Genomic DNA, 25065 nt, shown 5'->3' on the forward strand with positions numbered 1-25065 from the left:
ATCAAGAAGATTTGTTTTCCTTGTACGTTTATGCGTACAAAAAACATGCCGATGCGCGGGATTGAAACGTTGGTGCGATCTGCGAGTTACCATGCGGTTCAAGCGTCAGAGGGGTTTGAACACCATGACGATTTTTGCCTTGATCTTGACCTCGGTATGGTCGGCATCGCCCTCGCGATAGACAATGGTGTCCTGGAATCTCGGGTCGTCGGACTCCGGCATGAGTTCGGACTGGCCGTTCACGTTTATGAGGCGTTTGGCTGTGCGTTCGATGGTCATGCCCTCGTCCCTTGAGCGTTCGACGAGGACAAGGTCATTTTCCTTCAATTCAATACCGGCGGCGAGATAGTCGACGCACAAAAGCAGATCGCCGTTGCCCGCGATCCTGTTTAGGGATTCGCCGCGAACCCTGACAATGAACTGGGCTTGCGGAGGGAAGCGAACATCATAAGATATTGTTGATTCCGAAGCATTTTCAGTTTCGAAAAGCGCTGCCTCCATCCAAAGGCCGGCGGCAACTTCACCGACAATCGGGACGCCGGACTTCGGCAGATCCGGAACCTTTTTCTGGATTTCCGCAACTGAACCGTCTGCCAGGGCGAGGATGTCTTCGCGTGTAATGGCCGGATCGCCTTTTCCGGGCAGGGCTGCCAGGAGTTTGCTGATGAAATTCGCGGGAAGGCCTGTTTCCGGATAGTCGGCAGAGAAATAGCGCTGGATTGATGACGCCTGCGAATATCCCATTTCTCTGGCGATTGCCCGGAGAGACAGGCCTGATCTTTCCTTCAGTTGCTGGAGCTTGTCGCGCAGCGTTGTCTCGGACTGGTTCATGTCGTTGGTGCCGTGATCTCTAGAGGATTGGCTTCTCTTTTACCGTATGAAATTTGCGTTGACAAGTGTACGCTAAATACGTACAAACTTGAATTGCGTTTTGGCAACGCTGAAGTCAGTTGATTCAGAGCTGGAAAGGGTAGGCTTGGTGGATGGACTCAAGGATCAAATTGAAGAGGCAAGGGATCGCGTGGCTCATTTCCGTCTGCGCGCAGAAAGACCGAGTGCGCGCCTGGAAGATGCGTATGCACTGGAAAAGGCGAGGACACGATTGCTGACGCTCGAACTGAAAAACCTGAAGTCGCAGATGAGGTCGATTGATCACTCGGGAAAACAAGGTAGAGGCTGCGCCATAAAAGGCGGTGAACGCTCTTCCTGCAATCCGCGTGTGGGCGAGGTAATGAGAACAAAACATAAACATTTGAGCCTTGGCACCCGGGAAAGGGCAGAGGCTTCTTTCGCCGCACTTCAGGGGAAGAAGATCAAAACACCGGAGGGTTGCTGATGGCGTCAGGCGGTCTCCTGGACAGGCTCGCTGCCGAATTCGGCGTTCATTTCGTAGCTCCGGACAGGCGCATTGACGGGCGAAACCAGTGCAAGGCGCGCCGGACGTGCCAGACCTTGCTGAGAAAGCACGGACCGGGACATTTGCGCCTGGTTTTCGGCCTGATCAATACACCGGCCAACCGCGGCAACTGGTCTTCACAAGTTCTTTCCGCCGTCTCATGGCTGGTGTTGAACAAGCCCGATCTCGTTGGGCATCCGGCCTTTGTTGCGCAATTCGACCTGCTCAAGCTCGACGAAATGCTCGAACGCGCCAAGGAAATCAATCCGAGTGCGCCGACAATCACACTGGCGGTGCTTCTCGCGTATGAGTTGGATCTGTCCGTATCAACAATTTTAACGGGGAAAGTGGCGTGAGAGTGCTTGTTATGAGGGGAGGGTTGATTACACTTTCATCGGCAATCAGAAGATGTGTGGATGGAATGTGGCAAGGCGCACCAAACTTGGTGCGCGGATCCGGACGGGGACTCAGGCAGGGCGGTATAATCGGACAAAAGCCGCCGATCTTTGGTGGGGCAAATGAGTGTTTATCAGACAAAGGCGCAGGTCCATGCGTTCGAACGGGGCTTTCAGGCCTATGGAAAGGGAAAGTCGCAGACCGACAATCCCTATCCGCGCGAAGCGGATTATTTCACGTTCTGGATGCAGGGTTATCAGCAGGCACAGCAGAAGGACCGAAGCGCGGAGCAACGGCCACTTCCAGAGCACTAAACGATCTGCAGCGTTGCCTTCTTCGCGTGCCTGCGAGAGACCGGAAACCTGTCCTTTCCGCTTACGGGTTGTTGGAAAGGCAGCCGAGATGAGCGGGTCCTTTTCCCTGGATGCCGAGGAGATCATGTCGCGGCTGGTGGAAGCGATGGTCGTTGTTGCCTGCACGGCCAAGGGTGACGGTCCCAGGTCCATTTTGTCCGCGTGGCCTGAATACCAGCGCAAAATCGCCCGGCGCAAAAGGACCTTTGAGCCGCGGCAGATTTCGCTGGCGGAGGAGGCGCTTACCTGGTTTGCCCTCGTTGATGACCCGGACAGCCGGCGTGCATTGCAGTTCGAGGTTCTGTGCAAGGCAGGAGGTGGGCGCTTCAGCAGCATCTGCGACACATACGGATGGAAAAGATCCACCGTAACGAGCCGGAACCGCGTGGTCTTGAACGAACTTGCGCGGAAACTTGCGGTGACCGACTGACTTAGCCGGTTCTTGATTCTACCAGGAAGGTTTATGCGCTTTCCGGAAGAAGGTTCTGCGCTCAGTCGAAAGTGCCCGAAGTATCGGCCTTGGCGACAGATGCGACAATCCAGTCTCGGAACGCAACTGCCGCCTCGGTCTTCGATTTGATAGAGAGATAGTAACTTTCGTTTGCTGTTAGCGTGGCCTTGTGCGCGAATTCGATCAGGCCCTGCCGATGGGGCGCGATCGCCAGATGTTCATGGACAAGGCAGACACCGTTCCCGTGGATGGCCATTTGCAGCGCCGGTCCATAGGAATCCACAAAAAGGCTTGGCGATAGCGGTGAGACTCCGGCTGCCAGCGCCCAGGGTTTCCAGCCGTCCGAGGTTCCGACTGCCTCGATCAAAGGCATGTGTTCGAAGTCCCCTTGCAGAGCCGGAGATTTCAGGGCAACCAGTTTGTCTGTGCCCAGCAGTTCGGCGTCGGAACCGGCCTGTTTGCGGGATCCGAACCGAATTTCGACATCGGCTGCCGTCTGTGTGAATTCGTCCGGCCAGACAGCGCCGATCAGGCGAAGCGCGACATCAGGATGCTTTTCGGTGAAGTCCGGAAGCCTCGGGGCAATGACCCACTGAATAACGCTGATCGAAGCTGAAACCGTCAGAAGGTCGGAGGCCTGATCGGCGACGAAGGCGGCAGTGGCTCCGGTCAAGGTGGCCAGCGCACTGTCCACCTGGGGGAGCAGCCGGCGGCCGTGGTCGGTTAGGGCAAGGCCGCGCGCCTTGCGGTCGAAAAGCGGGACGCCGAGGCGCATTTCCAGCGATTTGACCTGCTGGCTCACGGCTGACTGTGTCATGCCGATTTCGCCGGCGGCTGACGTGAAACTGAGGTTTCTGGCAGCGGCCTCGAACGCGCGAAACCAATTCAGGGGTGGCAAAGCCGGCGCCATGATCAAGTTACCCATTAGTCTGACTAATACATGAGACTGAAAATCATTCGTTTGTTCGTAAAGTCAAGGCACTCGATACTGGCCTGAGACACCGGGAGGGGATTTCGGAGGACGGAATGGATCCTGAGATCAGGAAAATCGTGACCTTTGACGAGGAAGTCTTCATCGAAGGCTTTCGTAAGACGGATGTTCCATGGCGGATGTTTGCCGTGGCAGCCGTGGTGCAAAACCCGTGGGCTGGCCGCTACGTCGAGGACCTTCGTCCGGAAATCCGGAGTTTCGGTCCGGTCCTCGGCGAACTCATGACCGAGAGAATGATCAAGCAGGCAGGCAGCGGCGACGCGATCGAGGCCTATGGCAAGGCCGCCGTGGTCGGGCTGGACGGCGAGGTGGAACACGCATCCGGCCTGATCCACACCCTTCGGTTCGGCAACCACTACCGGCATGCGGTTGGCGCAAAGTCCTACCTGGCGTTCACCAACACGCGTGGCCCCGCCAATGCACCGATCATGGTGCCGTTGATGGACAAGAATGACGCCGGTCGCCGGTCTCACTATCTGACCATCCAGTTTGCCATTCCCGATGCTCCGCGCGCCGACGAAATCGTCGTGGTGCTTGGCGGGGCCACGAGCGGCCGGCCGTTTCACCGGATCGGCGACAGGTATCAGGATCTGGAAGAGATGGGCCATGACCTGGACAACCCGGCCGCGGTCTGACGTCAACGGCCTTGCCGTCGTAACCTCAGGCGCGGGTCCGCGCATTTTGCTCATTCATGGCGTCGGTCTGCGGGCGGAGGCGTGGAATGCGCAGATTGCCGACCTGAGCCTGCATTACGAAATTCTGGCACCTGACCTTCCGGGACATTCCGCCAGTGCTGCATTGCCTGGTTCTGCGGGTTTGCAGGATTTCGGTGACTGCATCGCGAAACTGCTTGATCGACCGGCCGTGGTCGTAGGGCACTCCATGGGCGCGATGATCGCGCTCGATCTCGCCAACCGCTATTCCGGCAAAGTGAAAGGGGTGGTGGCCCTCAATGCGATTTTCAAACGAAGCAGTGCCGCCCGTGCAGCGGTGAAAGAACGCGCTGCCGCACTCGATGGGAAAAGCGTTTCCGATCCGGCTGCGACGCTCGCACGATGGTTCGGCGACGCGCCGAGCCCGGAGCGGTCGGCCTGTCGCGACTGGCTGACATCCGTGGATCCACCCGGATACAAGGCAGCCTACTCCGTCTTTGCCGGCGAAGACGGGCCGGATGAGAACGCGCTGAGGACCCTGTCTTGCCCGGCACTTTTCATGACGGGTAGCAGGGAAGAGAACTCCACGCCTGAAATGAGCCGCGCCATGGCCGCGCTTGTGCCAAGCGGCAAGGCGATGGTTGTCGAAGACGCTGCGCACATGATGCCGATGACACATCCGGAAGAGGTCAACCGGGCCTTGCTCGCGTTTGCTAAGAGGTGCCAGGAATGAAAAAGATCGAGCCGCGCGCTCTCAGGGACGCCTTCGGGCAGTTCATGACCGGCGTTACAGTCGTCACATGCCTCGATGAAACGGGCCGGCCCGTCGGGTTCACAGCCAATTCGTTTTCATCCGTGTCCCTGACGCCGCCGCTGCTGCTTGTCTGTCCCGGAAAATTCCTCACGAGTTTCAAGGCTTTCAACGCGTGTGAGAGGTTTGCCGTCAGTGTGCTGAGCGAGGGACAGGAAGACATTGCCAACGTGTTCGCCGGTTACAAGGGCGACCGGTTTTCGCGTGTGGGCCACGCCATCGACGCCTCGGGTGTTCCGGTTATCGAAGGGGCCGTTGCGTCTTTCTCATGCCGGACCCACCAGGTCATGCCGGCGGGTGATCATGCGATCCTGATCGGTGAGGTTATGGACTTCTCGCAAAGTGAGGGACGCGGGCTGGGCTACGCGGGTGGACGGTTCTTCAGTCTCGGTCTGGAACACAAGGCGCGAGATCCCGGAGCCAGAACGAACATCTGTGGCGCCCTGGTCGAGGCCAATGGTGGCGTGCTGCTCAAGCCGTCGCCGGAGGGATACAGGTTGCCGGAATGCGTCGCCCCGGACAGGACATCGCTCAGGGACTGTCTTCGCGATGAGCTGCAGGGTTTGGGAATGGATGTTGAACTCGGGCCGGTCTACTCCGTCTTCGATGACCAGTCCCAGGGCATTCATTTTGCCTACCTGCGCGCACAGGCGACGAACGTTGCTTCAACGGCAGGTTATGAAAACATCCCGTTCTCAGAGCTATCGGGCCTGACATTCCGTTCGGCAGCAACCGCGCACATGCTGGAGCGGTTCGCCGAAGAAGCCCGGACACGCAATTTCAATCTCTATCTGGGCGATGCCGTCTCGGGCGAGACGCACCAGATCCAGGCAAGGGCCTGACCATGGAGTTTTCCCTTTTTGCGCATATGGAGCGGCTGTCTCCGGAGGAACCGCACGCCAAGCTTTACGAAGACTTCCTCTCGCTTTGCAAAATGGCGGATGAGGGCGGGATGCGCGCGATCTGGACCGGCGAACACCACGGCATGGAATTCACCATCGCCCCCAACCCGTTTCTGTCACTCGTGGATCTCGCACACCACACAAAGAATGTCCGCCTGGGCACCGGCACGATCGTTGCCCCGTTCTGGCACCCGATCAAGCTTGCAGGCGAGGCCGCAGCTGCCGATCTGATGACCGGCGGGCGGATCGAACTGGGAATTGCGCGGGGTGCCTATTCCTATGAGTACGAACGGATGATGCCCGGAATGGACGCGTGGGAGGCAGGGCAGAGAATGCGGGAAACGACGCCTCTCCTGCGGAAACTCTGGCAGGGCGATCACGCGCATGACGGCGAATTCTTCAACTTTCCCGATTCCACCTCTTCGCCAAAACCGGTCCAGGAAGATGGGCCCCCCATCTGGATTGCAGCCAGGGACCCGAACAGCCACGAGTTCGGTGTGCATCAAGGCTTCAATATCCAGGTCACCCCGCTCTGGCAGGGGCATGACGAGGTGGAGACGCTGATGGGGCGGTTCAACGATGCCTGTGCCACATATGATGGGCCGAGGCCAAAAATCATGCTTCTGCATCACACCTATGTCGGCGCCGACGGCGATGACGTGTATCTCGCCACCCAGGAGCTTTCCCGTTTCTATTGTTATTTCGGTGCCTGGTTCCAGAACAAGCGGCCCGTCTCGCAAGGGTTGATTGCCGAGCTTTCGGAAGAGGAAATCGCCGGAAACCGGATGATGGCGCCGGAGAACCTTGCAAGGGACCTCACGATCGGCACGGCCGATGAGGTGATCGACCGGATCAAACGCTACGAGGATCTGGGCTATGATGAGTTTTCATTCTGGATAGACAGCGGCATGAGCGCGGAGCGCAAGCGAGCGTCTCTCAGCCGGTTCATCGATGACGTCATGCCGGCTTTCAGCTGAGGGAATAAGATGCAGCATTATCAGCTTTTCATCGACGGCGTCTGGACCGAGGGCAGCAACGGTCAGGTGATGTCGTCGCAAAATCCGGCAACGGGAAAAGACTGGGCGACCTTTGCCTGCGCTTCTGCGGACGATGTCGACCGGGCGGTTGCCGCTGCCCGGCGGGTACTTGAGGACCCTTCATGGCGGGACATGACCCAGACCGCGCGTGGCAAATTGCTTTATCGGCTGGCGGAGTTGATCGAAGCAAATGCGGCGAAGCTTGGGGAGATCGAGACAACGGACAGCGGCAAACTGCTTGCCGAGACCGCCAGCCAGACCGGATATGTCGGCGATTACTATCGGTATTACGCAGGGCTGGCGGACAAGATCGAGGGCCAGGTTCTGCCGATCGACAAACCGGACATGCATGTCTTCACGCAGCGTGCGCCTATCGGCGTCGTTGCCGCGATCGTGCCGTGGAACGCGCAGATGTTCCTGACGGCAACGAAGCTTGGCCCTGCGCTGGCGGCGGGGTGTGCCGTTGTTCTGAAGGCCTCGGAGATCGCGCCGGCACCGATGCTGGAATTCGCCCGGCTTATCGAGGAAGCGGGGTTTCCGGCAGGTGTCGTCTCGGTGATCACAGGTGATGCAGAGAACTGCGCTATTCCGCTCACGCGGCACAGGCATGTCGACAGGATCGCGTTTACCGGCGGGCCGGAGACCGCGCGGCACGTGGTGCGCAATTCGGCAGAGAATTTCGCTGTGACCACGCTCGAACTTGGCGGTAAATCTCCGATCCTCGTGTTTGAGGATGCGGATCTTGAAGGGGCCGCAAATGGTCTGATCGCCGGGAATTTCGGCGCATCGGGGCAAAGCTGCGTCGCCGGGACGCGGGGCCTTGTTCAGCGGCCTGTCTTTGAAGAGCTGGCAAGGCGCATTGCTGAAAAATCCGAAGGCATCGTGGTGGGTGACCCGCTCGCGGCGGCGACACATGTCGGGCCGCTTTGCACGGGCGCGCAGGTCGAGCGGATCAAGGCAACGCTGGACACGGCGAGGGGCCAGGGGGCCCAAATCCGTTTTGGCGGCGAGCCGCTCGACCGGCCCGGCAACTACATGGCTCCGACGCTTGTGGAGTGCAGCACGCCGGAGACGGCGACACTTCATGTGGAGATGTTCGGACCGGTCATGTCGCTCCTGCCTTTTGACACGGAGGAAGAGGCCATCGCTCTTGCGAATGACACACCTTACGGCCTCGGTTCGGGCGTCTTCACGCAGAATGTCGCGCGTGCCCATCGCGTTTCGTCGCAATTGAAGGCCGGGATCTGTTGGGTGAACACTTATCGGGCCGTGTCTCCGATCGCGCCCTTCGGCGGGTTCAACCAGTCCGGCTATGGACGGGAAGCAGGGCTAGAGGCAATCCTCGACTACACACGCACGAAAACGACCTGGATCAACATGTCGGAAGCGCCCATGAGCAATCCGTTCGTCATGCGCTGAACCGGGCTCCATTCTGTCGAAACCTTAATTTGCATCGCGTGCGGCGACGGTGTCATGTGCTGGTGCACTTGACAGTGCTTTGTCGGTTATCGGAAAAATATCCAACTTTTTTCAAATCGAGGCACAAAATGCTTTTCGGTGGACGCGACAAGGATGACGAGACGGTTGTGGCGATGCTTGCCTCCGCGATCCGCCGCGACATCTCGTTCGGCGTTCTGCCGCCAGACGAGAAGCTCAAGATTGAGGCGCTTCGCCAGGCCTATGGCGGCTCCAATCATTCAATGCGCGAAACCTTGCGGATGCTGACGGCTGAAGGGTTGGTCGAAGCGACCAGCCAGCGCGGTTTCCGGGTCATGTCAGCGACACAGGAAGATCTGGAAGACATTCTGCTGATGCGGCTTCAAACCGAGAAACTGGGGTTGAAACGGGCGATGGAGCGGGGAGACGTTACCTGGGAGTCGCGGGTGGTCGCCGCGTTTCATGCGCTCAGCCGTGCGGAAGCTTCAGTCCTCGAGCGCCCGGATGACTTATCGGCTCTGGAGTGGGACGAGGCCTGCCGTGCGGTGTCCGAAACGCTTTTGTCCGCCTGCGGGTCGCGGCGGCTTATTCAAATGGCCGGAAAATTCTACAATCAGTCGCGGCGCTTCCGTCTTGCGCTTCTGCGGGAAGGACGGATCGACTTTACAGCGCGCGCAAGGCGGATGGAAAAGCTGCAAAATGCCGTGCTCGGAAGGGATGAAGAGACAGCGCTTGCGCTGCTTGAAGATGACATTCGCGCCGATCTCGGCGCAGGACAAAGAACAACTTGAATGAAACAGTATGGGAGGACCAGACCATGAGATTCAACAGACGCCAGACCCTTGGCCTGATCGGGGCCGCCGCAGCGACGACGCTGGCGGCACCGGCGATTGCGCAGAACAGGAAAATCGTCGTGGGCGCGCTGCGTTTCACATCGCATTCCGGCAGCTTCATTGCGGTTGAACGCGGTTATTTTGCCGATGCAGGCCTCGATGTGGAACTGAAGTTCTTTCAGGCGGCGCAGCCGATGGCCGTGGCGATTGCCTCCGGTGACGTGGATTACGCCGTAACGGCCGTTTCCGGTGGCCTGATTTCACTGGCGGACAAGGGCGCGATCAAGGTGATCGGTGGTGCTCTCAGCGAGGAGGACGGCATTGACGGGCAAAAAATCCTGGCGTCCGATGCGGCCCACAAGGCGGGATTGACGTCGCCGGCGCAGCTTGGTGGCAAGACATTCGGCATGTCGACGGCCGGGTCGTCCTTCCATTACATGGGCTCCAAAGTTGCACAGGCCGAGGGTGTCGACATGTCCTTCAAGCCGCTGCAGAAGGTCGGAGCGATCATCGGGGCGCTGAAGTCCGGCCAGATCGATGCCTGGTCGATCGTTCCCCATATCGCCAAGCCGCTCGCCGGGTCCGGCGCGGTGCGTATCATCGGCAACATCTCGGATTATCTGCCGGGTTACCAGGTGACGACCGTCTTTACGTCAGCCAAGAATGCCTCCGACGAACGCGGTCAGACGGAAGATTTCCTGGCGGGGTTCGGCAAGGGTGTCGGCGACTACAATTCCACGATGATCGACAAGGCAGGCGGCGATGCCGGCGTGAACGAGATGGTCGATCTGATCCACCAATACGTCTACACCGACCGTCCGCGCGAAAAGGCGGCCCCATCCATCATCAACGGAACGATGCGGATCAACGAAGGATCACGTCTGAACGTGGCCTCGCTCAAGGATCAACTGGAGTGGTTCCAGTCCGAAGACCTCGTCGGCAAGGACATCACGCTCGACACCCTTGTGGACGCCAGCTACGTGGAAACCTACGAAGGCTAGGCGCGAGGCGGAACGACGGAGGGGGCTGTCGCGGCATACCGTGGCGGCCGCCACCGTCATCAACGGAATGCGAACGGGCGGCGATCCCATGGGCATGGATATCAGGCTGGACGGCATTTGCCATTCCTATGGCGATACCGAAGTGTTGCGCGACATTTCGCTGGAGATCCCGACAGGGCAGATCGTTTGCCTTGTCGGTCCTTCGGGGTGCGGGAAGTCGACGCTTCTGCGGCTGATCGGAGGGCTCGAGCGGCCTAGTGGCGGGCGGGTGCTCCAGCTTGGCGCGCCCCCTGCCGACAGCCTCAATCCACTGACATTCGTGTTCCAGGATTTTGCCTTGCTGCCCTGGCGCTCCGTCAAGGGCAACATATCGCTGGTCCTGGAGGATCATGGCATTCGGGGCAAGCGGTCCAAGGCAATCATCGACGATGTCCTGAAGCGCACGAAACTCGCCGATTTCGCGGACGCGCTTCCGAAACAGCTGTCGGGCGGCATGAAGCAGAGGGTTGCGATCGCGCGCGCGCTGGCGGTCAACCCGGCGGTGATGCTGATGGACGAGCCCCTGTCGGCGCTCGATGCGCAGACGCGTGAATTGCTTATGGACGACCTTGTGGCGCTCTGGACCCGCCAGCCCTTCACCGCCGTCTACGTCACCCACAACCTGGCCGAAGCGGTGCGGCTCGGGCACACGATCGTGGTGCTGTCGCGCCGGCCAGGCCGGATCCGCGAGATTGTCAGGATCGATACGCCGATCGGCGAACGCCGAGCGGGCGACCCCGTCTGCCAGACCAAACACGACCTTCTCTGGGACCTCATGCGTGAGGAGGCGCGCGCAGCCGATGAGGAACTGATCGATGGCTGAAACGGAGACCGGGAAAAGCCGGGAGCAGGACACGCCGATCGAGGTCCGGTTCCGCGGCGGCGGCTTTGCACCGAGATCGCTCCGCTGGGTGGGCGTTGCCGTCTTCATTGTGCTGATCGGGCTGATCCAGTGGGGCACCGAGAGCGGCTGGATTTCCGCTCTGACACTCCCCAAGCCGACCGATGTGCTGGCAACTTTCGTCCAGCTTTGGGAGAGCGGTCTTCTCTTCAAACACCTCCAACCCTCCCTGACACGCCTCGTGATCGGCGCAGCTCTCGGCGCAAGCACCGGGATCGCGATCGGGGTTCTGATCGGACTGTTTTCCTATGTCCGCGCCGGACTGGTGCCTTTGGTCGCAGCGATTTTTCCGATCCCGAAGATCGCGCTTCTGCCGCTTTTCGTGATCTGGTTCGGGATCGACGAGGGCTCGAAATACGCTCTGATCGCCTTCGGCACCTTCACACCGACGGTGGTCGCGACCTATGGCGCGGTCGACAATGTCGACCGGTCACTGATCCGCATGGGCCAGAGCTTCGGTCTTTCCTGGTCCTCGATCGTGCGCAAGATCGTTTTGCCCGGCGCCATGCCAGGCATTCTCTCCGGCCTGCGCATCAGCCTCGCGATTGCCATCATCCTCTTGGTGGCAGCGGAGATGCTCGGTGCTGAATACGGCATCGGGGCGTATATCCTCGAGGCCGGCTCGCTTTATGATCTGGAACGTCTTTTCGCAGGGGTTGTGATCCTGTCGCTGCTGGGCGTTCTCGTCAGCGCTCTGATCGGTCTTCTGGAAAAGCGGCTGCTCGGATGGCGGGTATGACCTGGAATCCGCCTCAAAACGCCAAGCAGTCAACCCGAGATAAGGTGCTGACACAAAACGGACTTTAAGGGCACACTGTCTGAAACAGTGTTTGAGATCTGAGCCCTTCGTGGACAGTTCGTCAAAACGCGGCTAAAAGTGCCGCTATTCCAGTACATTGGGAAATTGCGCTTTAAGCCGCGTTGACGGCCGTGTGCGTGCGCGCGCTGCCTTGAAAGGCTTTCGCGCAAAGGTTGCGCTTCGGAACAATTCATGAACATAGTGCGGCGAATGAACAGGAACAAAAGCAATGGCAGATTTTGACGATATCACCGGCTGGCGGGAAGAGCTGGAGGCGTTTGAAAAGACGGAAGAGGGAAGGGCCTTTTTTGCCGGGAACAAGCGCTATCGCGGCGTGAAGATGCCTTATGAAAACGTGGTGCAGATGGTTGATCTGATCTTCGCCGACGAAGAACTGCATGAGGCACTGCGGAAAAAAATCTGGTTTCGTGACTACGCGGAAGAGCACGATCTGGAACCCCACCAGGATGAATTCTGGGAGCAAAATCCGATTGAGGCACACGACACATTTATTGCGTTTGAGCGGTGGTACCTGATGAAAGCACTGTTTCCCTTCGACGACAGCAACCTGATCGTTGCGATATGGTTGGCGATTCGCATGGAGGAAGGAAAGTTAACGTCTTTGAAAACCGAACAGGCCAAGGACTATATCAAGGAGCACTATCCACTTTATGTCGCCTTTTCAGGGGAGACGGAGTGATGGCGACGATTGTAGCCATAGATGCCTCTGAGATCGGCCCGATCATGAAAAACCTCGGGCTGGACGGATTGATCGCCATCGCAAAACGGGGCTGACCCGGCAGTCGCGGTCAGTTTCGTGCTCAAACTGTCGGCACTCGGGACTGGGGGCAAATCCTGGGTGGCTGAATTGAGCGGAAAGCGTGCCACGGCCGGTGCGCTTTACGGGTTCGGCCGGAAAAATCTCACTGAACGGATTGATCGTGTCCGCATCACTGGCGACGGCACAAATACCGGTGTCGCTGGCAATGCACATCTGAGGTACAGGTGATGGATTATCTCGCTATTGTTTCGGTTGAAAACAACCGCGTCACGAAGTTTATGGACTTCGACAATCAGGCCGACGCGGACGCGCATGTTGCGGCCCAAGGCGGGTTTTCGTTTCACAATGACCAAGGGTGGCTGATTGCCGACCTCTATATTGATGGTCAAACCGCGACGGAAAGCCCGCCGGCGGGGACGGTGGAAGGCGTCAAGGCGGCGGCTTCCCGGCTGATCCTGTCCCTTGCGCCGGACTGGCAACAGCGGAATTACATCGCGCGCGGCTCTGAACTCATCCGCAAGGTTCAAACTGGCGGCACGTTGACACCAGAAGAAGAAGCCGAAGAAACGGCCATGCAAGCGCTTTGGACCACGGTCAAGGCGATACGTGCCAAATCGGATGAACTGGAAGCCATAAGCCCGATACCGGCTGACTATGCCGCACAGTTGGAAGCTGTTGCGAGCACCTAAACAAACAAATCAACAGCAGAGTGTGACAAGTGAACCGCCCCTGAGGCGGTTTTTTTGTGCGCCTGAAAGGAATTCAAATGCAGACCAGTGAAAAGGGTGTGGCCTTCATCGAGGCGCACGAGGGGTTTGTTGCGCGCGCGTATTTTGACCCTGTGAACGTTCTGACGATTGGCACCGGCTTTACAAATCGAAGCGATGTCTTCCGGCAGTACTGGATCCGGAAGCACGGCCGTCCGCTGAAACCAGGCGACACGATCACACGCGAGCAAAACCGGAAGATCCTGAAAGCCGCGCTCGCAAACGAGTTTGAGCCGCCCGTTGCCGCGGGAATGCCGCCAGACGCATTGCAGCACGAGTTTGATGCGGCCGTCTCGGCGACCTTCAATCTCGGAGGACGGTTCATGAAGTGGAAAGCTGCCAGGCTCTGGAAGAGCGGACAACGCAAGGCGGCTGCTGCCTATTGGGCAAACAACTACAACACGGCTGGCGGGCGGAAACTGCCGGGCCTGGTCCGTCGCCGGAAAGAAGAGGCTCAGCTGTTTTCCACGGGTGAGTATGTCGGCATCAACGGGACCGCACAACATAGTGTCGCCGATCAAAAGCCTGTTGACCCGGACCCGATCCTGAAGGATGCGCAAGCGTCGTTGAAACGTCTTGGTTTCGATCCGGGTGAAATCGACGGTTGGATGGGCAGGAACACGAAAGCAGCGGTCACAGCCTATCAGAAGACGCATCCGCATCTTGAAAACGACGGCATCATTGGACCGGCCACGATGGCACAGCTTCGCCGGGACGGCCTCGCCCTCAAGACCGCAGCCGGGAAGGGCGGGGGACTGACGTTCCTGTCCGGTTTCGGTGCTTTCTTTTCCGGACTTCCCTGGGGCTGGGTTGCGGCCCTGGTGGCCGTTCTGGCATTGGTGTTTTTCGCCTGGAGCTATCGGGACGTGATCCAGCGGCGGTTCAATACAAAAACCGGCCGGGAGGTCACGTGATGCTGGCAAAAATTGCACAAATCTTTCTCGGAGGTCCGTTCAACCGGATCTTCGATACGGTGGATCATGCAATCGACAACGAAACACAGCGGCAAGGCATTCGAGCGAATGCGCTGAACAAGTACGCGGAAACGGCTGTCCTGGACCGCTCGGACGCGCGCAAGTACCGCATTTTCTGGGTTGCCTGGGGCCTGTTCGTGTTCCCGCTCGGGTTCTGGTGGTCCCTTGTGCTGATCGACACGTCCCTGACCGGCGTGTTTCACGTGCGGCTTGGCATTGCCGATCTGCCGGACAGTATCCAACCGAAGGCGAATCTCATCTTTGCATCCATCTTTGGTTCCGGCGGTGTCGCCCTTGCAAGCCAGGCAATCGCGAGCGCGATCAGGGGGCGGCGTTGAAAATTGCTATTGACTGGTTCGTCGCAATGCCGCTTACAAAGGTTGCCGTCATTGCCATTTTCGCCGTGATAGGGGCAGCTCTTCCAAAGGACCTGTCTCCTCGCGACCGGCTCATGACTTTCTTTGTCGGCTTCATGGCCGCGATGGTGTTCGGCGAACCGCTACGTGAAGTCCTGTCGATGTCTGACAGCTGGGCATTCGGAATGGCAGGTATTCTTGCCATGACGGGCCGCAACCTTGCCGTTTTCATCTTGAGGGTTTCCCGTGATCCCGTGGGCTCCGGAAAGGTGTTGCTGGAGCTATGGCGCCGGAAGCCCGGTGAATAACCGGTATCTGAGAACCTTCCACGCGTTGTGTCGACGGCTTCAGGAAAGCCGTCGTTTCCCTTCGGTTTCTTTTGCCGAACCCTGTCCGTGCAAGGCTCGATTGGAGCATCACCAATGCGTGGGAGACCCGCCGGCATTTATCTGAAAAACTGGTTCTTCAAAGTCAGCAGGTCTTCGTTTTCCGGGTTTTGAACCAAACCCTTCTGGAGAGCGAATTCTGCAGCCGCGAGGTTTTGCTGCGCAAGGTGTATCCGCACAAGAAACACCCAGGCCTCTGCGAGTTGCGGGTCCAGCCGGGTCACTTCCTCAAAGGCGGAAACTGCTGCGCGGGGATTTCGCATTGCCAAGGCGGTGCCGCCGAGGCTCATGTGGGTTTCCGGAAAATCGGATTTTGCCGCAAGCGACTGCTGCCATTCGCGCGTGGCAGACTGCGCCGGGTCCGAAGAGAGTGCGGACGATTGTCCGCGCGGAAGCGTCAATAGCTGGCGTGCCGCCGCGATACGCACGGCTTTCGCCGGATCATCGAGCGCGCGCGCAATGTTCCGGGCGGCCGTTTCAGGCAGTGCATTGCGCTGTGTCGCGACGGCTGCACTTCGCACCAAAGGGTCCGGATCACCCAGCAGGTTTCCCGCGCGCTCGGCAAGTGCCGGATCTGCATTGCGCATCAAGAGGTCGAGCGCCGTGGCACGGACGATTGCAGGATAGGTTGGCTGATTTGCAATCGCCAACAGGTTCTCGCCAATCCCGGCGGTCCCCTTGCGTGCGGAAGCAAACACCTCGCCGAAGTGTGGATCCCTATGCCGACTGTCGGGAAAACGGGCTTCAAGTTCTTCGGCCGCCCATTCGGCGGTCTTGTCCTGATGACAATCGGTGCAGGCGTTCGGGGTTCCGGCCTTGGATGAAACATCGGGCCTCGGAACTCTGAACGAGTGATCGCGCCGGCCATCGATACCCATATATGTGCGCTCGATCATGTGGCAGCTGACACACTGTGCAGCTTCGGATCCCGTTTCGTGGAAGTGATGCGCCGGGTCGTCATAGTTTTTCATCGTCAGGCTCGGAAACCCGCTGTTTCCGGCGGGCGAGTGACACTGCGTGCACATCGCGTTGCCCTCGGCCCTCAATTGACCGCTGTGCGGTTCGTGACAATCCGAACAGCGCACACCGCTCTGATGCATTTTTGACTGCAGAAAAGAGCCGTAGACATAGACCTCGTCCAGGATCTGACCGTCCGGGTGGTAGAGGCCTTCCCTCAGAAGTGCCAAGCGGTAGGCGTCGTGAAAAGGCGTTCCGGGAAGTGGGCTTGATGCTTGAAACGGCTCTCGTCGCGAGTGGCAAGCGGCGCATTGCTGTATCTCGGTTTGTGCGTTGTCGGGAGAAAATTCAACCAACAATCCTTTTTCATTGACACCCGGGAAAGGGCTCTCGCCGACTGTCTCCTGTTTTGCCCAGGCCAAATGCGCTTCACCCGGCCCGTGGCAGGCTTCACAACCCACACCGATTTCACTCCACGCGCTTTGATATTTCCTGTCGCGAAGGCTGTAGTTCTTCTGGAAATCCGTGGAGTGGCATTCTGCACAACGTGCATTCCAGTTCTTGTAGGGACCGCTCCAGTGAAAGCCGTCTTCCGGCGGTAATTCCTGAGACGGATACAGATGATACCATTCTTTCCTGATTTGATCCCAGACAACATCGAAAGACTGCAATCGCCCCGGTTCCGTCTCAATCAGATATTGCTGCAGCGGCGCGATGCCCCCGACGCCCATGACCTGGAATGTCGTGGTCCCATCCTTGAAGTCATCGGTCTCGATGTAAAATGCACCATCCTGGCGAAAGAACCTGCTCGTGCGGCCGAGCTGGACGAACTCGGAGCCGTCAAAATCACCGTCAACCGTTTCGTCGCTCGGTTCTGTCCAGGCCAGGGCGTGGTGCGACGATTGCCAGGACTTGACCTCGGATTCGTGGCATTGCGCGCATGATCCGGTGCCAACGAATTGGGGCGCATTGTCTTCTCGTGCTTGTGCTTGTGCTGAGCCAAAGAGCCCGGAGAGGGTCAGAAGAATTGCGACACTGCGCACGAATGCCAACATATTCGTTTATCCCGGTCTGACTGTTGTTCAATTCAGCACAAAGCGCGTGTCAATGAACGGTGCTTGACCAATACCCTGCCTGCTCGCTTAAGGGCATCGGGTATCGTCGCGGGAGTTTTGTCAAGGTGCGTTCCCGGGCATACGGGCCTATGAGTAGTCCGGGTCCGGCGCCGTTTCCTGGTTCGAGGGCAAAGTGATTTTTCACGATATGCGTCGGTAGTGTCCTGGTGGGTGCCCAAATTCCTGACGAAATGCCCTTATCATCGCACTCGTGTTCCGGTAACCACACCGTTCTGAGATTTCCGCGATGCTCAATCTTGTCAGTTCCACCTGGCGGCGAGCCTCACGCAATCGAATTCCCCGGTAAACAGAGAGCGGTGTGCTTTGCATTTCCTGCTGAAACCGCTTTTCCAGCGATCTTTGGTCGGAGCGGAGCTGTCTTGCCAGTTCGGGAATGGTCAAGGGCTGTTCCAGATTTCTCCGCATGAGCGCTGTCGCGCTGCGAACAAGCGCATCGGACGACCAGCGTTGCAGCGGGTCCTGCATGTCCAGCTTGTCTCCATGCATGAACAGAGCCGCAATCTCCAGCGCGAACATCGGGCTGTGTTCGCGGCGTATCAGTTCCAGGGTGAGTTCGAACGTGGTTGACGCGCCACCGCAGGTCGCAAAACCGTCTTCGATAACGAACCTGTCCTCAACCGCTCTGACATCCGGGAACGCTTCCATAAAGCTTGTAAATTCATCCCAGTGGATTGTTGCCCTGCAGCCGTCCAACAGCCCGGCCTTTGCCAGGAGCCAGGCGCCGGTATCCATCCCGACCATCATGCCATAACGACGACGCGCAGCACGCAGCAACTGGCTCGTCTTTGGATTTGACAATTCGCCATAACCGTAGCTCGGCATGACAAAAAAGTAGTCGCCGCGGTGTGCCTTACCGGCCATCGGACTGGTCTCGACCGGCAAGCCGCTTGAGGATGTGACCTTTCCACCTGGAAGGCTGAAATGTTCCCAAACATACAGTTCTTGACGCGCAATCGTATTGGCTGCTCGAAAGGGCTCAATTGCGTTTGCCAGACAGTGATTTGAGAAATTGTCGAACAGCAGAACATGGATCGACCGGCACTGAGACAATTTGTTTGATTTCTGCATATTATAGTACCAAAACTGCACATCATGTGCTTGCCTGTTGTCTCACTTTTCATCTCTGGTGGCAACAGGAGGACAAGATGCATTTTGGTTTGAGCGACGAGCAGGACATGATCGTTTCGACGGTGCGCTCGTTCGTCGAAAATGAAATCTATCCTCATGAAACCCTTGTCGAAAAAACAGGACAGGTTCCGGCGGATCTCGGGGAGGAGATCAAGCGCAAGTGCCTCGATCTCGGGTTCTATGCCTGCAACTTTCCAGAGGAAGTCGGCGGGGCCGGCTTGAGCCACCTGGACTTCACGCTCGTGGAGCGTGAACTCGGACGCGGCTCCATGGCTTTGACGCATTTTTTCGGCCGGCCGCAGAACATACTCATGGCCTGTACCGGCGAGCAACGCGAGCGCTACCTTCTGCCGGCTGTTCGCGGCGACAAGATGGATGCCCTGGCGATGACGGAGCCGGATGCGGGGTCCGATGTGAGGGGCATGAAGTGTCAGGCCGTCCGGGTTGGCGGCGACTGGGTGGTTTCCGGGTCGAAGCATTTCATTTCCGGGGCCGAACATGCAGATTTCTTCATTGTGTTCGTCGCAACCGGCGTCGATGAAACACCGAAGGGACCGAAGAAGCGGATCACCTGTTTTCTCGTGGATCGTGGCACGCCCGGTTTCGAAGTGCGTGAAGGCTACAACTCCGTCAGTCACCGGGGCTACAAGAACTACATTCTTTATTTCGACGGCTGCCGGCTTCCCGATGCACAGGTTCTTGGAGAGGTTGATGGCGGCTTTGCCGTGATGAACGAATGGCTGTATGCGACCCGTCTGACCGTTGCGGCAATGAGTGTCGGGCGGGCACGCAGGTGTCTCGACCATGCCGTTGCCTATGCGGCGGAGCGCAAGCAATTCGGCCAGGCCATTGCGAAATTCCAGGGTGTCAGCTTTCAGATTGCAGACATGATCACCGAAATCGATGCGGCCGATTGGCTTACGCTTGTGGGCGCATGGCGGCTCGATCAACAATTGCCTGCCAACAGGGAAATTGCCAGCGCCAAGCTCTATGCCACAGAAATGCTTGCGAGAGTGACAGATGCGACCTTGCAGATCCATGGCGGCATGGGCCTGATGGATGATTTTCCGATCGAACGGTTCTGGCGTGATGCACGCGTGGAACGGATCTGGGACGGAACCAGCGAAATCCAGCGCCATATCATCAGCCGCGATCTTTTCAGACCTCTCGGAGCCTAGTCCATGCAGGGCCTGCAAAAGCTCCTGTGTCCGAAATCCATCGCTGTGGTCGGTGGCGGATTCTGGTGTTCGAATGTGGTTGAAGAGTGCAGGAAGCTTGGCTTTGACGGTCAGGTGGGTGTTGTGCACCCCACCAGGAATGAGATCGGTGGATTCCCGGCCGTGCGCTCGATCGAAGCGCTTCCGTTTGTTCCCGATGCAACCTTTATCGGCGTCAACCGGCACGCGACGATCGAGATTGTACAAAGCCTGTCAAATATGGGTGCCGGTGGCGCAGTGTGCTTCGCATCCGGTTTTCGGGAAGCGGCTGCCGAACTCGAAGACGGCGAAATCCTGCAGGATGCCCTGATCGAAGCCGCCGGTGACATGCCGATCCTGGGGCCGAACTGCTATGGCTTCATCAATGCGCTTGACGGCGCAGCACTCTGGCCGGATCAGCATGGACTGAAGACCACAGAAAGTGGTGTTGCTATCCTGACGCAATCGTCCAACATTGCGCTGAACCTCACTATGCAAGCGCGCGGGCTGCCGGTTGCCTATCTTCTTACCGTGGGAAACCAGGCCCAACGCGGGCTGTCCGCCGTGGCAGATGCCTTGCTTGACGACGCGCGCGTGACGGCCATCGGTCTGCACATTGAGGGGCTGGATGACCTGTCCGAGTTTGTGCGGTTTGCGCATAGGGCGCACGAAGCCGGCAAACCCGTGGTGGTTCTGAAGATCGGCCGTTCGGAGCAGGCACGCGCTGCAGCGATTTCGCATACGGCATCGCTTGCCGGCAGCTCCGCCGGAGCAAGTGCCTTGCTTGCGAAGCTCGGCATTGTAGAAGTCAAGAGCCTTTCCGTTTTTCTGGAATCACTCAAACTGGTCCACGCGGTGGGAATGTTGTCAGACAACAAGATCGTCTCCATGTCCTGCTCCGGAGGAGAGGCAAGCCTCATTGCCGATACTGCCGTCGATCTTCCAGTTATTTTTCCGGTGCTCAATTCGTCACAGAAAAGCAAACTGCAAGGTTTGCTCGGTCCAAAAGTGGCTTTGGCCAATCCCTTGGACTACCACACCTATGTCTGGGGAGACGTGGAGGCGATGGGTTCCGTGTTTGTGGCGATGCTTGAAGGGGAGGCCTCCTTCGGCATCGTTGTTCTCGATTTCCCGCGCTTGGACAGATGTTCGGCCGGGGAATGGCTGAAGGTCATCGATGCGGTGGAAGCGGCGAAGTCCAGAAGCGGCAAACCCATGGGAATACTCAGCTCCCTGCCAGAGACCATGCCGGAGGATCTGGCGGCTGACTTGCTGGCGCGCAAAATCGTGCCGATGGTCGGCATGGATGATGGGCTCGCGGCCCTCGCAGCGGTCTCAATGGCAGGCCGGACCGGGAGTGCAGGCGCGGTGCATATTCCGCTTGAACCGCTCGCGCCCGCCGAGATCGGAGAGAAGAGGTCCAAGGAAATTCTCGAAAGACACGGTGTGCGCGTACCCAGAAGTGGTGCTGCAAACAACCTGGGAGAGGCGGTTGAGGCAGCAGAGGGCTTGGGGTTTCCGGTCGTTCTCAAGGGAACCGGCGTCGCGCACAAAACCGAGGCCGGTGCTGTCGCACTTGAACTGACATCCGGAAATCAGGTTTTAGAAGCAGGGTCACGTATGCCTGCGAAAGCCTTTCTGGTTGAAGAAATGGTCTGTGATGTTGTTGCTGAACTGCTGGTCGGTCTCGTTCGTGACGACGCCCACGGTTATGTGTTGACACTCGCTGCAGGAGGAGTGCTGGCAGAGCTTCTTCAGGATACGGCTTCGTTGATCTTGCCGGTTTCACGGCATGAGGTGAACGAAGCGCTGGGTGGTCTCAAGTTAGCGCGTCTTCTTGACGGCTATCGGGGTCAGCCTGCATGTGATCGTGAGGCGATCATTGACACTGTCATGGCCGTTCAATCCTTTGCATTGTCGGTGCCGGTTGCCGAAGTGGAAATCAATCCTTTGCTCTGCGGCGAGAATTTTGCCATCGCTGCAGACGCATTGATCAAAGGTGAGGAGACGTGCGATGGATAGTCCGCTGAAGGTTCGAAAGGAAGGCCAGATCCTCGAGGTGATCCTGGATCGACCCAAAGCCAACGCGATCGATCTCAAAACAAGCCGGCTGATGGGGGACGTCTTCACGGATTTTCGCGATGATCCGGACTTGCGCGTCGCGATCATCACCGGCGCAGGGGAAAAGTTCTTCTGCCCCGGTTGGGACCTGAAGGCAGCCGCAGACGGCGACGCGGTCGACGGAGACTACGGAAAAGGCGGGTTTGGAGGCCTGCAGGAATTGCGTGGGCTCAACAAGCCCGTCATTGCGGCAGTCAACGGCATTTGTTGCGGCGGCGGGCTGGAACTGGCGCTCTCGGCGGATATTATTCTGGCTGCCGAGCATGCCGAGTTTGCATTGCCCGAGATACGTTCCGGGACCGTGGCCGATGCCGCCAGCATCAAGTTGCCCAAACGCATCCCCTATCACATTGCGATGGAAATGCTGCTGACCGGGCGTTGGATCGACACGCAGGAAGCAGCGCGTTGGGGACTGATCAATCACGTCTATCCTGCCGATCGGCTCATGCAGGAGGCTTGGACCCTCGCCGAATTGTTGGCGTCTGGGCCGCCGCTCGTCTATGCCGCGATCAAGGAAGTCGTGAGGGAAGCAGAGGCGATGACCTTCCAGGATGCCATGAACCGCATCACCAAAAGCCAGTTCGAAACCGTCGAGACGCTTTATCGCTCTGAGGACCAGCTTGAGGGTGCCAAGGCCTTTGCAGAAAAACGAGATCCGGTCTGGAAGGGCCGCTAGGAGACGAACAATGCCGCTACAAATGAACCGCAACGTTTTCATCACCTGCGCTGTTACAGGTTCCGGATCGACACAGGACAAGTCACCGCATGTTCCACGCAGCCCGAAAGAGATAGCCGACAGCGCGATCGATGCTGCAAGGGCGGGTGCTGCCTTGGTTCACTGCCATGTGCGCGATCCGGAAACCGGCGTCCCCTCCAGACGCCTGGAGCTCTATCGGGAAGTGACTGACCGCATCCGGGCGGCCGACGTGGATGTGGTACTCAATCTGACCGCCGGCATGGGCGGCGATATTGTTTTCGGTTCAACGGAAGTACCCCTTCCGGTCAACGCAGCCGGGACGGATATGATCGGCGCAGCTGAACGCATGGCACACATTGCAGAGTGCCTTCCGGAAATCTGTACGCTCGACTGCGGGACCATGAACTTTGCCGAGGCAGACTATGTCATGACGAACACGCCCGGCATGTTGAGGGCGATGGGATCCATGATGACGGAACTCGGTGTCAAACCGGAAATCGAGGCGTTCGACACCGGGCATTTGTGGTTCGCCAAACAACTGGTGAGCGAAGGCACGCTTGCTTCTCCTGCGCTTGTTCAGCTGTGCATGGGCGTTCCCTGGGGCGCGCCGAACGACCTGAACACGCTGATGGCCATGGTGAATGCCATACCGAGAGACTGGGCCTGGTCAGCGTTCAGCTTGGGGCGGGATCAGATACCTTACGCCGCCGCAGCCGTTTTGGCCGGCGGGAATGTTCGCGTGGGTCTGGAAGACAATCTCTTCCTGGAAAAAGGTGTTCTTGCCACCAATGCGCAATTGGTCGAGAAGGCCGTAAACGTCGTCGAAGGAATGGGTGCGAAGATCATGGGTCCCGAGGACGTTCGTACTCTGCTCGGGCTGACCAAGAGGGCACCAAAATGAAGGCCTGCATCGTCGGCGGTGGGGTGATCGGTGGCGGCTGGGCGGCCCGTTTTCTGCTAAACGGCTGGGATGTGGCGGTTTACGATCCCGATCCGGAGGCCGAGCGCAAGATAAACGAAGTTCTGGGCAATGCGCGCAGAAGCCTTCCGTCCCTTTACGACTGGCTGTTGCCGCCGGAAGGAAAGCTGACGTTTCACGACAGCCTTGCAGGCGCTGTCGAGGATGCTGACTGGATACAGGAGAGCATCCCGGAAAGGCTTGAGTTGAAGCACAAGGTGCTTGGAGAGATTTGCGGCCTGGCCTCGGACGACGCGGTGCTCGGCTCGTCGACGTCCGGTTTCAAACCGTCTGAATTGAACAGTCAGGGTGCGCGGGCGATCGTTGCCCATCCCTTCAACCCGGTATACCTTTTGCCGCTCGTGGAACTGGTGGGCGATAGTGCAACAACGGCCAAGGCTGCCGGTATCTTGCGCGATCTGGGCATGTTTCCGCTTGTCCTGCGCAAGGAAATCGATGCGCATATCGCCGACCGTCTTTTGGAGGCGGTCTGGCGTGAAAGCCTCTGGCTCGTCAAGGACGGCGTTGCGACCACCGAAGAAGTCGATGAAGCCATCCGCATGGCGTTTGGCATCCGCTGGGCACAAATGGGAATGTTCGAGACCTACAGGATTGCCGGTGGAGAGGCCGGCATGAAGCACTTCATGGCCCAGTTCGGCCCTGCATTGAAGTGGCCCTGGACAAAACTGATGGATGTTCCCGAATTCACTGATGAACTGGTGGATCTGATCGCGGGACAGTCCGATGCCCAGTCGGGCCACATGTCCATTCGCGAGCTTGAACGCAAGCGCGACGACAACCTCGTCGGAATGATACGTGCCCTGAAAAAAACGGATAGTGGAGCCGGTGGTGTGATCAATCGGCACGAAGCCTCGTTGTCCGCGCACGAGGATCCCGTCCTGCCGGTGACCGGCAGCAGGCATGTTCCGCAAAGCTGGGTGGACTACAACGGCCATATGAATGAGACCCACTACCTGGAAGCGGGGGCGGCAGCTACCGACCGGTTCATGGAAATGATCGGTGCGGATGCAGACTATATTGCATCCGGCCGAAGCTATTTCACGGTGGAAACGCATATCCGCCACCTCGATGAGATGCTTGAAGGTGAACGCCTCATCGTAACGACCCAGGTATTGCAGGGTGAGGGGAAGAAGCTGCATCTGTTCCACTTCCTGAAAAAGGCAGATGGCCCACTGGTCGCAACCGTGGAAACGTTCCTGCTTCATGTTGATCTCAAAACGCGAGGAAGTTCCTTGCCGGGCGAGCACGTTGCCGAAAAGCTTCGGCAATACGCTGTGAAACATGCGCAAATGGAGATGCCGGAGGGTGCGCGGCGGTATGTCGGTCAGCGCGGCTAGGTGTGAATTCCAAAAGGTTGTTCCCTCACATTGAGCTCTTGAGACTGGTTGGTGACCAAACACAATCAGTTTCAGGATCGATGGAATGAACGACCTTTTTTTGATTCCACAACTAGGCTTCCGAAATATCTTGTGTTTCCGGAATGGTCGTTAGATTTGTGACCAGTGGTGCTCACGGTCAACAGACTGTTCACTTAAATTGGCCTAGTTATACGTTTTTTCTCTTATTATCTGTTTCTCAGGAACAAAC

The 25065-nt window shown here is 58.2% G+C and carries 28 protein-coding genes; 23 read left to right on the plus strand and 5 right to left on the minus strand.

What is annotated here, in order from left to right:
• Positions 1-105 precede the first annotated feature (105 nt).
• Complete coding sequence (locus RDA78_RS16020) at positions 106-831, minus strand: LexA family protein (RefSeq protein ID WP_434050822.1); 726 nt, start codon at positions 829-831, stop codon at positions 106-108.
• A 100-nt stretch (positions 832-931) separates the two neighbouring features.
• Between RDA78_RS16020 and RDA78_RS16025 the strand changes: the two genes are divergently transcribed.
• Positions 932-1336, plus strand: a complete 405-nt coding sequence (locus RDA78_RS16025) for a hypothetical protein (RefSeq protein WP_434050823.1) — start codon at positions 932-934, stop codon at positions 1334-1336.
• A 5-nt stretch (positions 1337-1341) separates the two neighbouring features.
• Here the strand turns inward: RDA78_RS16025 and RDA78_RS16030 are convergent, their stop codons facing one another.
• The gene (locus RDA78_RS16030) at positions 1342-1479 is read right to left on the minus strand and encodes a hypothetical protein (RefSeq protein ID WP_434050824.1); all 138 of its coding nucleotides are present in this window, start codon (positions 1477-1479) and stop codon (positions 1342-1344) included.
• Here RDA78_RS16030 and RDA78_RS16035 point away from each other — a divergent pair, their 5' ends adjacent.
• From RDA78_RS16035 to RDA78_RS16045, 3 genes are all read left to right on the plus strand, one after another.
• A complete protein-coding gene (locus tag RDA78_RS16035; protein ID WP_434050825.1) occupies positions 1480-1752 on the plus strand; it encodes a hypothetical protein in 273 nt (90 codons plus the stop codon).
• A gap of 162 nt (positions 1753-1914) precedes the next feature.
• Complete coding sequence (locus tag RDA78_RS16040; protein ID WP_434050826.1) at positions 1915-2106, plus strand: ribosome modulation factor; 192 nt, start codon at positions 1915-1917, stop codon at positions 2104-2106.
• 88 nt (positions 2107-2194) lie between these two features.
• Complete coding sequence (locus tag RDA78_RS16045) at positions 2195-2575, plus strand: hypothetical protein (RefSeq protein WP_434050827.1); 381 nt, start codon at positions 2195-2197, stop codon at positions 2573-2575.
• Between the two features lie 61 nt (positions 2576-2636).
• Here the strand turns inward: RDA78_RS16045 and RDA78_RS16050 are convergent, their stop codons facing one another.
• Positions 2637-3506, minus strand: a complete 870-nt coding sequence (locus RDA78_RS16050; RefSeq protein WP_434050828.1) for a LysR family transcriptional regulator — start codon at positions 3504-3506, stop codon at positions 2637-2639.
• A gap of 116 nt (positions 3507-3622) precedes the next feature.
• Here RDA78_RS16050 and RDA78_RS16055 point away from each other — a divergent pair, with 116 nt between their 5' ends.
• The 14 genes from RDA78_RS16055 (at position 3623) to RDA78_RS16120 (ending at position 15186) form a co-directional block, all read left to right on the plus strand.
• Entirely contained in the window at positions 3623-4222 is a 600-nt protein-coding gene (locus RDA78_RS16055; protein ID WP_434050829.1) for an amino acid synthesis family protein, read from the plus strand.
• A complete protein-coding gene (locus tag RDA78_RS16060; protein ID WP_434050830.1) occupies positions 4194-4973 on the plus strand; it encodes an alpha/beta fold hydrolase in 780 nt (259 codons plus the stop codon). The genes RDA78_RS16055 and RDA78_RS16060 overlap by 29 nt, the downstream gene beginning before the upstream one ends.
• Positions 4970-5893, plus strand: coding sequence for a flavin reductase family protein (locus tag RDA78_RS16065; protein WP_434050831.1), 924 nt, complete (start codon positions 4970-4972; stop codon positions 5891-5893). Before RDA78_RS16060 ends, RDA78_RS16065 begins: the two co-directional genes overlap by 4 nt.
• A 2-nt stretch (positions 5894-5895) precedes the next feature.
• Positions 5896-6930, plus strand: coding sequence for an LLM class flavin-dependent oxidoreductase (locus RDA78_RS16070; protein WP_434050832.1), 1035 nt, complete (start codon positions 5896-5898; stop codon positions 6928-6930).
• 9 nt (positions 6931-6939) lie between these two features.
• Positions 6940-8409, plus strand: coding sequence for an aldehyde dehydrogenase (locus tag RDA78_RS16075; protein WP_434050833.1), 1470 nt, complete (start codon positions 6940-6942; stop codon positions 8407-8409).
• A gap of 128 nt (positions 8410-8537) precedes the next feature.
• A complete protein-coding gene (locus RDA78_RS16080) occupies positions 8538-9218 on the plus strand; it encodes a GntR family transcriptional regulator (protein WP_434050834.1) in 681 nt (226 codons plus the stop codon).
• A 26-nt stretch (positions 9219-9244) separates the two neighbouring features.
• On the plus strand, positions 9245-10261 hold the full coding sequence (locus tag RDA78_RS16085; protein ID WP_434050835.1) for an ABC transporter substrate-binding protein: 1017 nt from the start codon (positions 9245-9247) through the stop codon (positions 10259-10261).
• Between the two features lie 94 nt (positions 10262-10355).
• Positions 10356-11123: an ABC transporter ATP-binding protein gene (locus RDA78_RS16090; RefSeq protein WP_434056158.1), complete on the plus strand. Its 768-nt coding sequence runs from the start codon at positions 10356-10358 to the stop codon at positions 11121-11123.
• A complete protein-coding gene (locus RDA78_RS16095) occupies positions 11116-11940 on the plus strand; it encodes an ABC transporter permease (RefSeq protein ID WP_434050836.1) in 825 nt (274 codons plus the stop codon). The genes RDA78_RS16090 and RDA78_RS16095 overlap by 8 nt, the downstream gene beginning before the upstream one ends.
• Positions 11941-12229: 289 nt before the next feature.
• Positions 12230-12700, plus strand: coding sequence for a hypothetical protein (locus RDA78_RS16100; RefSeq protein WP_434050837.1), 471 nt, complete (start codon positions 12230-12232; stop codon positions 12698-12700).
• 308 nt (positions 12701-13008) lie between these two features.
• Positions 13009-13470, plus strand: coding sequence for a hypothetical protein (locus RDA78_RS16105; protein WP_434050838.1), 462 nt, complete (start codon positions 13009-13011; stop codon positions 13468-13470).
• 77 nt (positions 13471-13547) lie between these two features.
• Positions 13548-14462 carry a glycoside hydrolase family protein gene (locus tag RDA78_RS16110; RefSeq protein WP_434050839.1) on the plus strand — a complete coding sequence of 305 codons (915 nt, stop codon included), beginning with the start codon at positions 13548-13550 and terminating at the stop codon, positions 14460-14462.
• The gene (locus tag RDA78_RS16115; RefSeq protein WP_434050840.1) at positions 14462-14860 is read left to right on the plus strand and encodes a hypothetical protein; all 399 of its coding nucleotides are present in this window, start codon (positions 14462-14464) and stop codon (positions 14858-14860) included. The genes RDA78_RS16110 and RDA78_RS16115 overlap by 1 nt, the downstream gene beginning before the upstream one ends.
• Positions 14857-15186: a hypothetical protein gene (locus RDA78_RS16120; protein WP_434050841.1), complete on the plus strand. Its 330-nt coding sequence runs from the start codon at positions 14857-14859 to the stop codon at positions 15184-15186. Before RDA78_RS16115 ends, RDA78_RS16120 begins: the two co-directional genes overlap by 4 nt.
• Positions 15187-15323: 137 nt before the next feature.
• Here the strand turns inward: RDA78_RS16120 and RDA78_RS16125 are convergent, their stop codons facing one another.
• Positions 15324-17276: a multiheme c-type cytochrome gene (locus RDA78_RS16125; protein WP_434050842.1), complete on the minus strand. Its 1953-nt coding sequence runs from the start codon at positions 17274-17276 to the stop codon at positions 15324-15326.
• Positions 17277-17477: 201 nt separating this feature from the next.
• Entirely contained in the window at positions 17478-18218 is a 741-nt protein-coding gene (locus tag RDA78_RS16130) for a GlxA family transcriptional regulator (protein WP_434050843.1), read from the minus strand.
• A gap of 284 nt (positions 18219-18502) precedes the next feature.
• Here RDA78_RS16130 and RDA78_RS16135 point away from each other — a divergent pair, with 284 nt between their 5' ends.
• The 5 genes from RDA78_RS16135 to RDA78_RS16155 are packed head-to-tail and all read left to right on the plus strand — an operon-like array spanning position 18503 to position 24815.
• Positions 18503-19663 carry an acyl-CoA dehydrogenase family protein gene (locus RDA78_RS16135; RefSeq protein ID WP_434050844.1) on the plus strand — a complete coding sequence of 387 codons (1161 nt, stop codon included), beginning with the start codon at positions 18503-18505 and terminating at the stop codon, positions 19661-19663.
• Between the two features lie 3 nt (positions 19664-19666).
• On the plus strand, positions 19667-21703 hold the full coding sequence (locus tag RDA78_RS16140) for an acetate--CoA ligase family protein (RefSeq protein ID WP_434050845.1): 2037 nt from the start codon (positions 19667-19669) through the stop codon (positions 21701-21703).
• Positions 21696-22478 (plus strand): carnitinyl-CoA dehydratase, encoded by a 783-nt coding sequence (locus RDA78_RS16145; protein WP_434050846.1) that lies wholly within the window; start codon positions 21696-21698, stop codon positions 22476-22478. Before RDA78_RS16140 ends, RDA78_RS16145 begins: the two co-directional genes overlap by 8 nt.
• A gap of 10 nt (positions 22479-22488) precedes the next feature.
• The gene (locus RDA78_RS16150; RefSeq protein WP_434050847.1) at positions 22489-23400 is read left to right on the plus strand and encodes a 3-keto-5-aminohexanoate cleavage protein; all 912 of its coding nucleotides are present in this window, start codon (positions 22489-22491) and stop codon (positions 23398-23400) included.
• Positions 23397-24815: a carnitine 3-dehydrogenase gene (locus RDA78_RS16155; RefSeq protein WP_434050848.1), complete on the plus strand. Its 1419-nt coding sequence runs from the start codon at positions 23397-23399 to the stop codon at positions 24813-24815. Before RDA78_RS16150 ends, RDA78_RS16155 begins: the two co-directional genes overlap by 4 nt.
• Positions 24816-25065 lie beyond the last annotated feature (250 nt).

Source organism: Roseibium sp. (assembly GCF_051016195.1).
Taxonomy (GTDB): Bacteria; Pseudomonadota; Alphaproteobacteria; order Rhizobiales; family Stappiaceae; genus Roseibium.

Bases quoted from the DNA above. Each gene is read 5' to 3' on its own strand.
- RDA78_RS16020 (WP_434050822.1), bottom strand. From the start codon at position 831: ATGAACCAGTCCGAGACAACGCTGCGCGACAAGCTCCAGCAACTGAAG.
- RDA78_RS16030 (WP_434050824.1), bottom strand. From the start codon at position 1,479: ATGTCCCGGTCCGTGCTTTCTCAGCAAGGTCTGGCACGTCCGGCGCGC.
- RDA78_RS16040 (WP_434050826.1), top strand. From the start codon at position 1,915: ATGAGTGTTTATCAGACAAAGGCGCAGGTCCATGCGTTCGAACGGGGC.
- RDA78_RS16045 (WP_434050827.1), top strand. From the start codon at position 2,195: ATGAGCGGGTCCTTTTCCCTGGATGCCGAGGAGATCATGTCGCGGCTG.
- RDA78_RS16050 (WP_434050828.1), bottom strand. From the start codon at position 3,506: ATGGCGCCGGCTTTGCCACCCCTGAATTGGTTTCGCGCGTTCGAGGCC.
- RDA78_RS16055 (WP_434050829.1), top strand. From the start codon at position 3,623: ATGGATCCTGAGATCAGGAAAATCGTGACCTTTGACGAGGAAGTCTTC.
- RDA78_RS16060 (WP_434050830.1), top strand. From the start codon at position 4,194: ATGACCTGGACAACCCGGCCGCGGTCTGACGTCAACGGCCTTGCCGTC.
- RDA78_RS16065 (WP_434050831.1), top strand. From the start codon at position 4,970: ATGAAAAAGATCGAGCCGCGCGCTCTCAGGGACGCCTTCGGGCAGTTC.
- RDA78_RS16070 (WP_434050832.1), top strand. From the start codon at position 5,896: ATGGAGTTTTCCCTTTTTGCGCATATGGAGCGGCTGTCTCCGGAGGAA.
- RDA78_RS16075 (WP_434050833.1), top strand. From the start codon at position 6,940: ATGCAGCATTATCAGCTTTTCATCGACGGCGTCTGGACCGAGGGCAGC.
- RDA78_RS16080 (WP_434050834.1), top strand. From the start codon at position 8,538: ATGCTTTTCGGTGGACGCGACAAGGATGACGAGACGGTTGTGGCGATG.
- RDA78_RS16085 (WP_434050835.1), top strand. From the start codon at position 9,245: ATGAGATTCAACAGACGCCAGACCCTTGGCCTGATCGGGGCCGCCGCA.
- RDA78_RS16090 (WP_434056158.1), top strand. From the start codon at position 10,356: ATGGATATCAGGCTGGACGGCATTTGCCATTCCTATGGCGATACCGAA.
- RDA78_RS16095 (WP_434050836.1), top strand. From the start codon at position 11,116: ATGGCTGAAACGGAGACCGGGAAAAGCCGGGAGCAGGACACGCCGATC.
- RDA78_RS16100 (WP_434050837.1), top strand. From the start codon at position 12,230: ATGGCAGATTTTGACGATATCACCGGCTGGCGGGAAGAGCTGGAGGCG.
- RDA78_RS16105 (WP_434050838.1), top strand. From the start codon at position 13,009: ATGGATTATCTCGCTATTGTTTCGGTTGAAAACAACCGCGTCACGAAG.
- RDA78_RS16110 (WP_434050839.1), top strand. From the start codon at position 13,548: ATGCAGACCAGTGAAAAGGGTGTGGCCTTCATCGAGGCGCACGAGGGG.
- RDA78_RS16115 (WP_434050840.1), top strand. From the start codon at position 14,462: ATGCTGGCAAAAATTGCACAAATCTTTCTCGGAGGTCCGTTCAACCGG.
- RDA78_RS16125 (WP_434050842.1), bottom strand. From the start codon at position 17,276: ATGTTGGCATTCGTGCGCAGTGTCGCAATTCTTCTGACCCTCTCCGGG.
- RDA78_RS16130 (WP_434050843.1), bottom strand. From the start codon at position 18,218: ATGGCCGGTAAGGCACACCGCGGCGACTACTTTTTTGTCATGCCGAGC.
- RDA78_RS16135 (WP_434050844.1), top strand. From the start codon at position 18,503: ATGCATTTTGGTTTGAGCGACGAGCAGGACATGATCGTTTCGACGGTG.
- RDA78_RS16140 (WP_434050845.1), top strand. From the start codon at position 19,667: ATGCAGGGCCTGCAAAAGCTCCTGTGTCCGAAATCCATCGCTGTGGTC.
- RDA78_RS16145 (WP_434050846.1), top strand. From the start codon at position 21,696: ATGGATAGTCCGCTGAAGGTTCGAAAGGAAGGCCAGATCCTCGAGGTG.
- RDA78_RS16150 (WP_434050847.1), top strand. From the start codon at position 22,489: ATGCCGCTACAAATGAACCGCAACGTTTTCATCACCTGCGCTGTTACA.
- RDA78_RS16155 (WP_434050848.1), top strand. From the start codon at position 23,397: ATGAAGGCCTGCATCGTCGGCGGTGGGGTGATCGGTGGCGGCTGGGCG.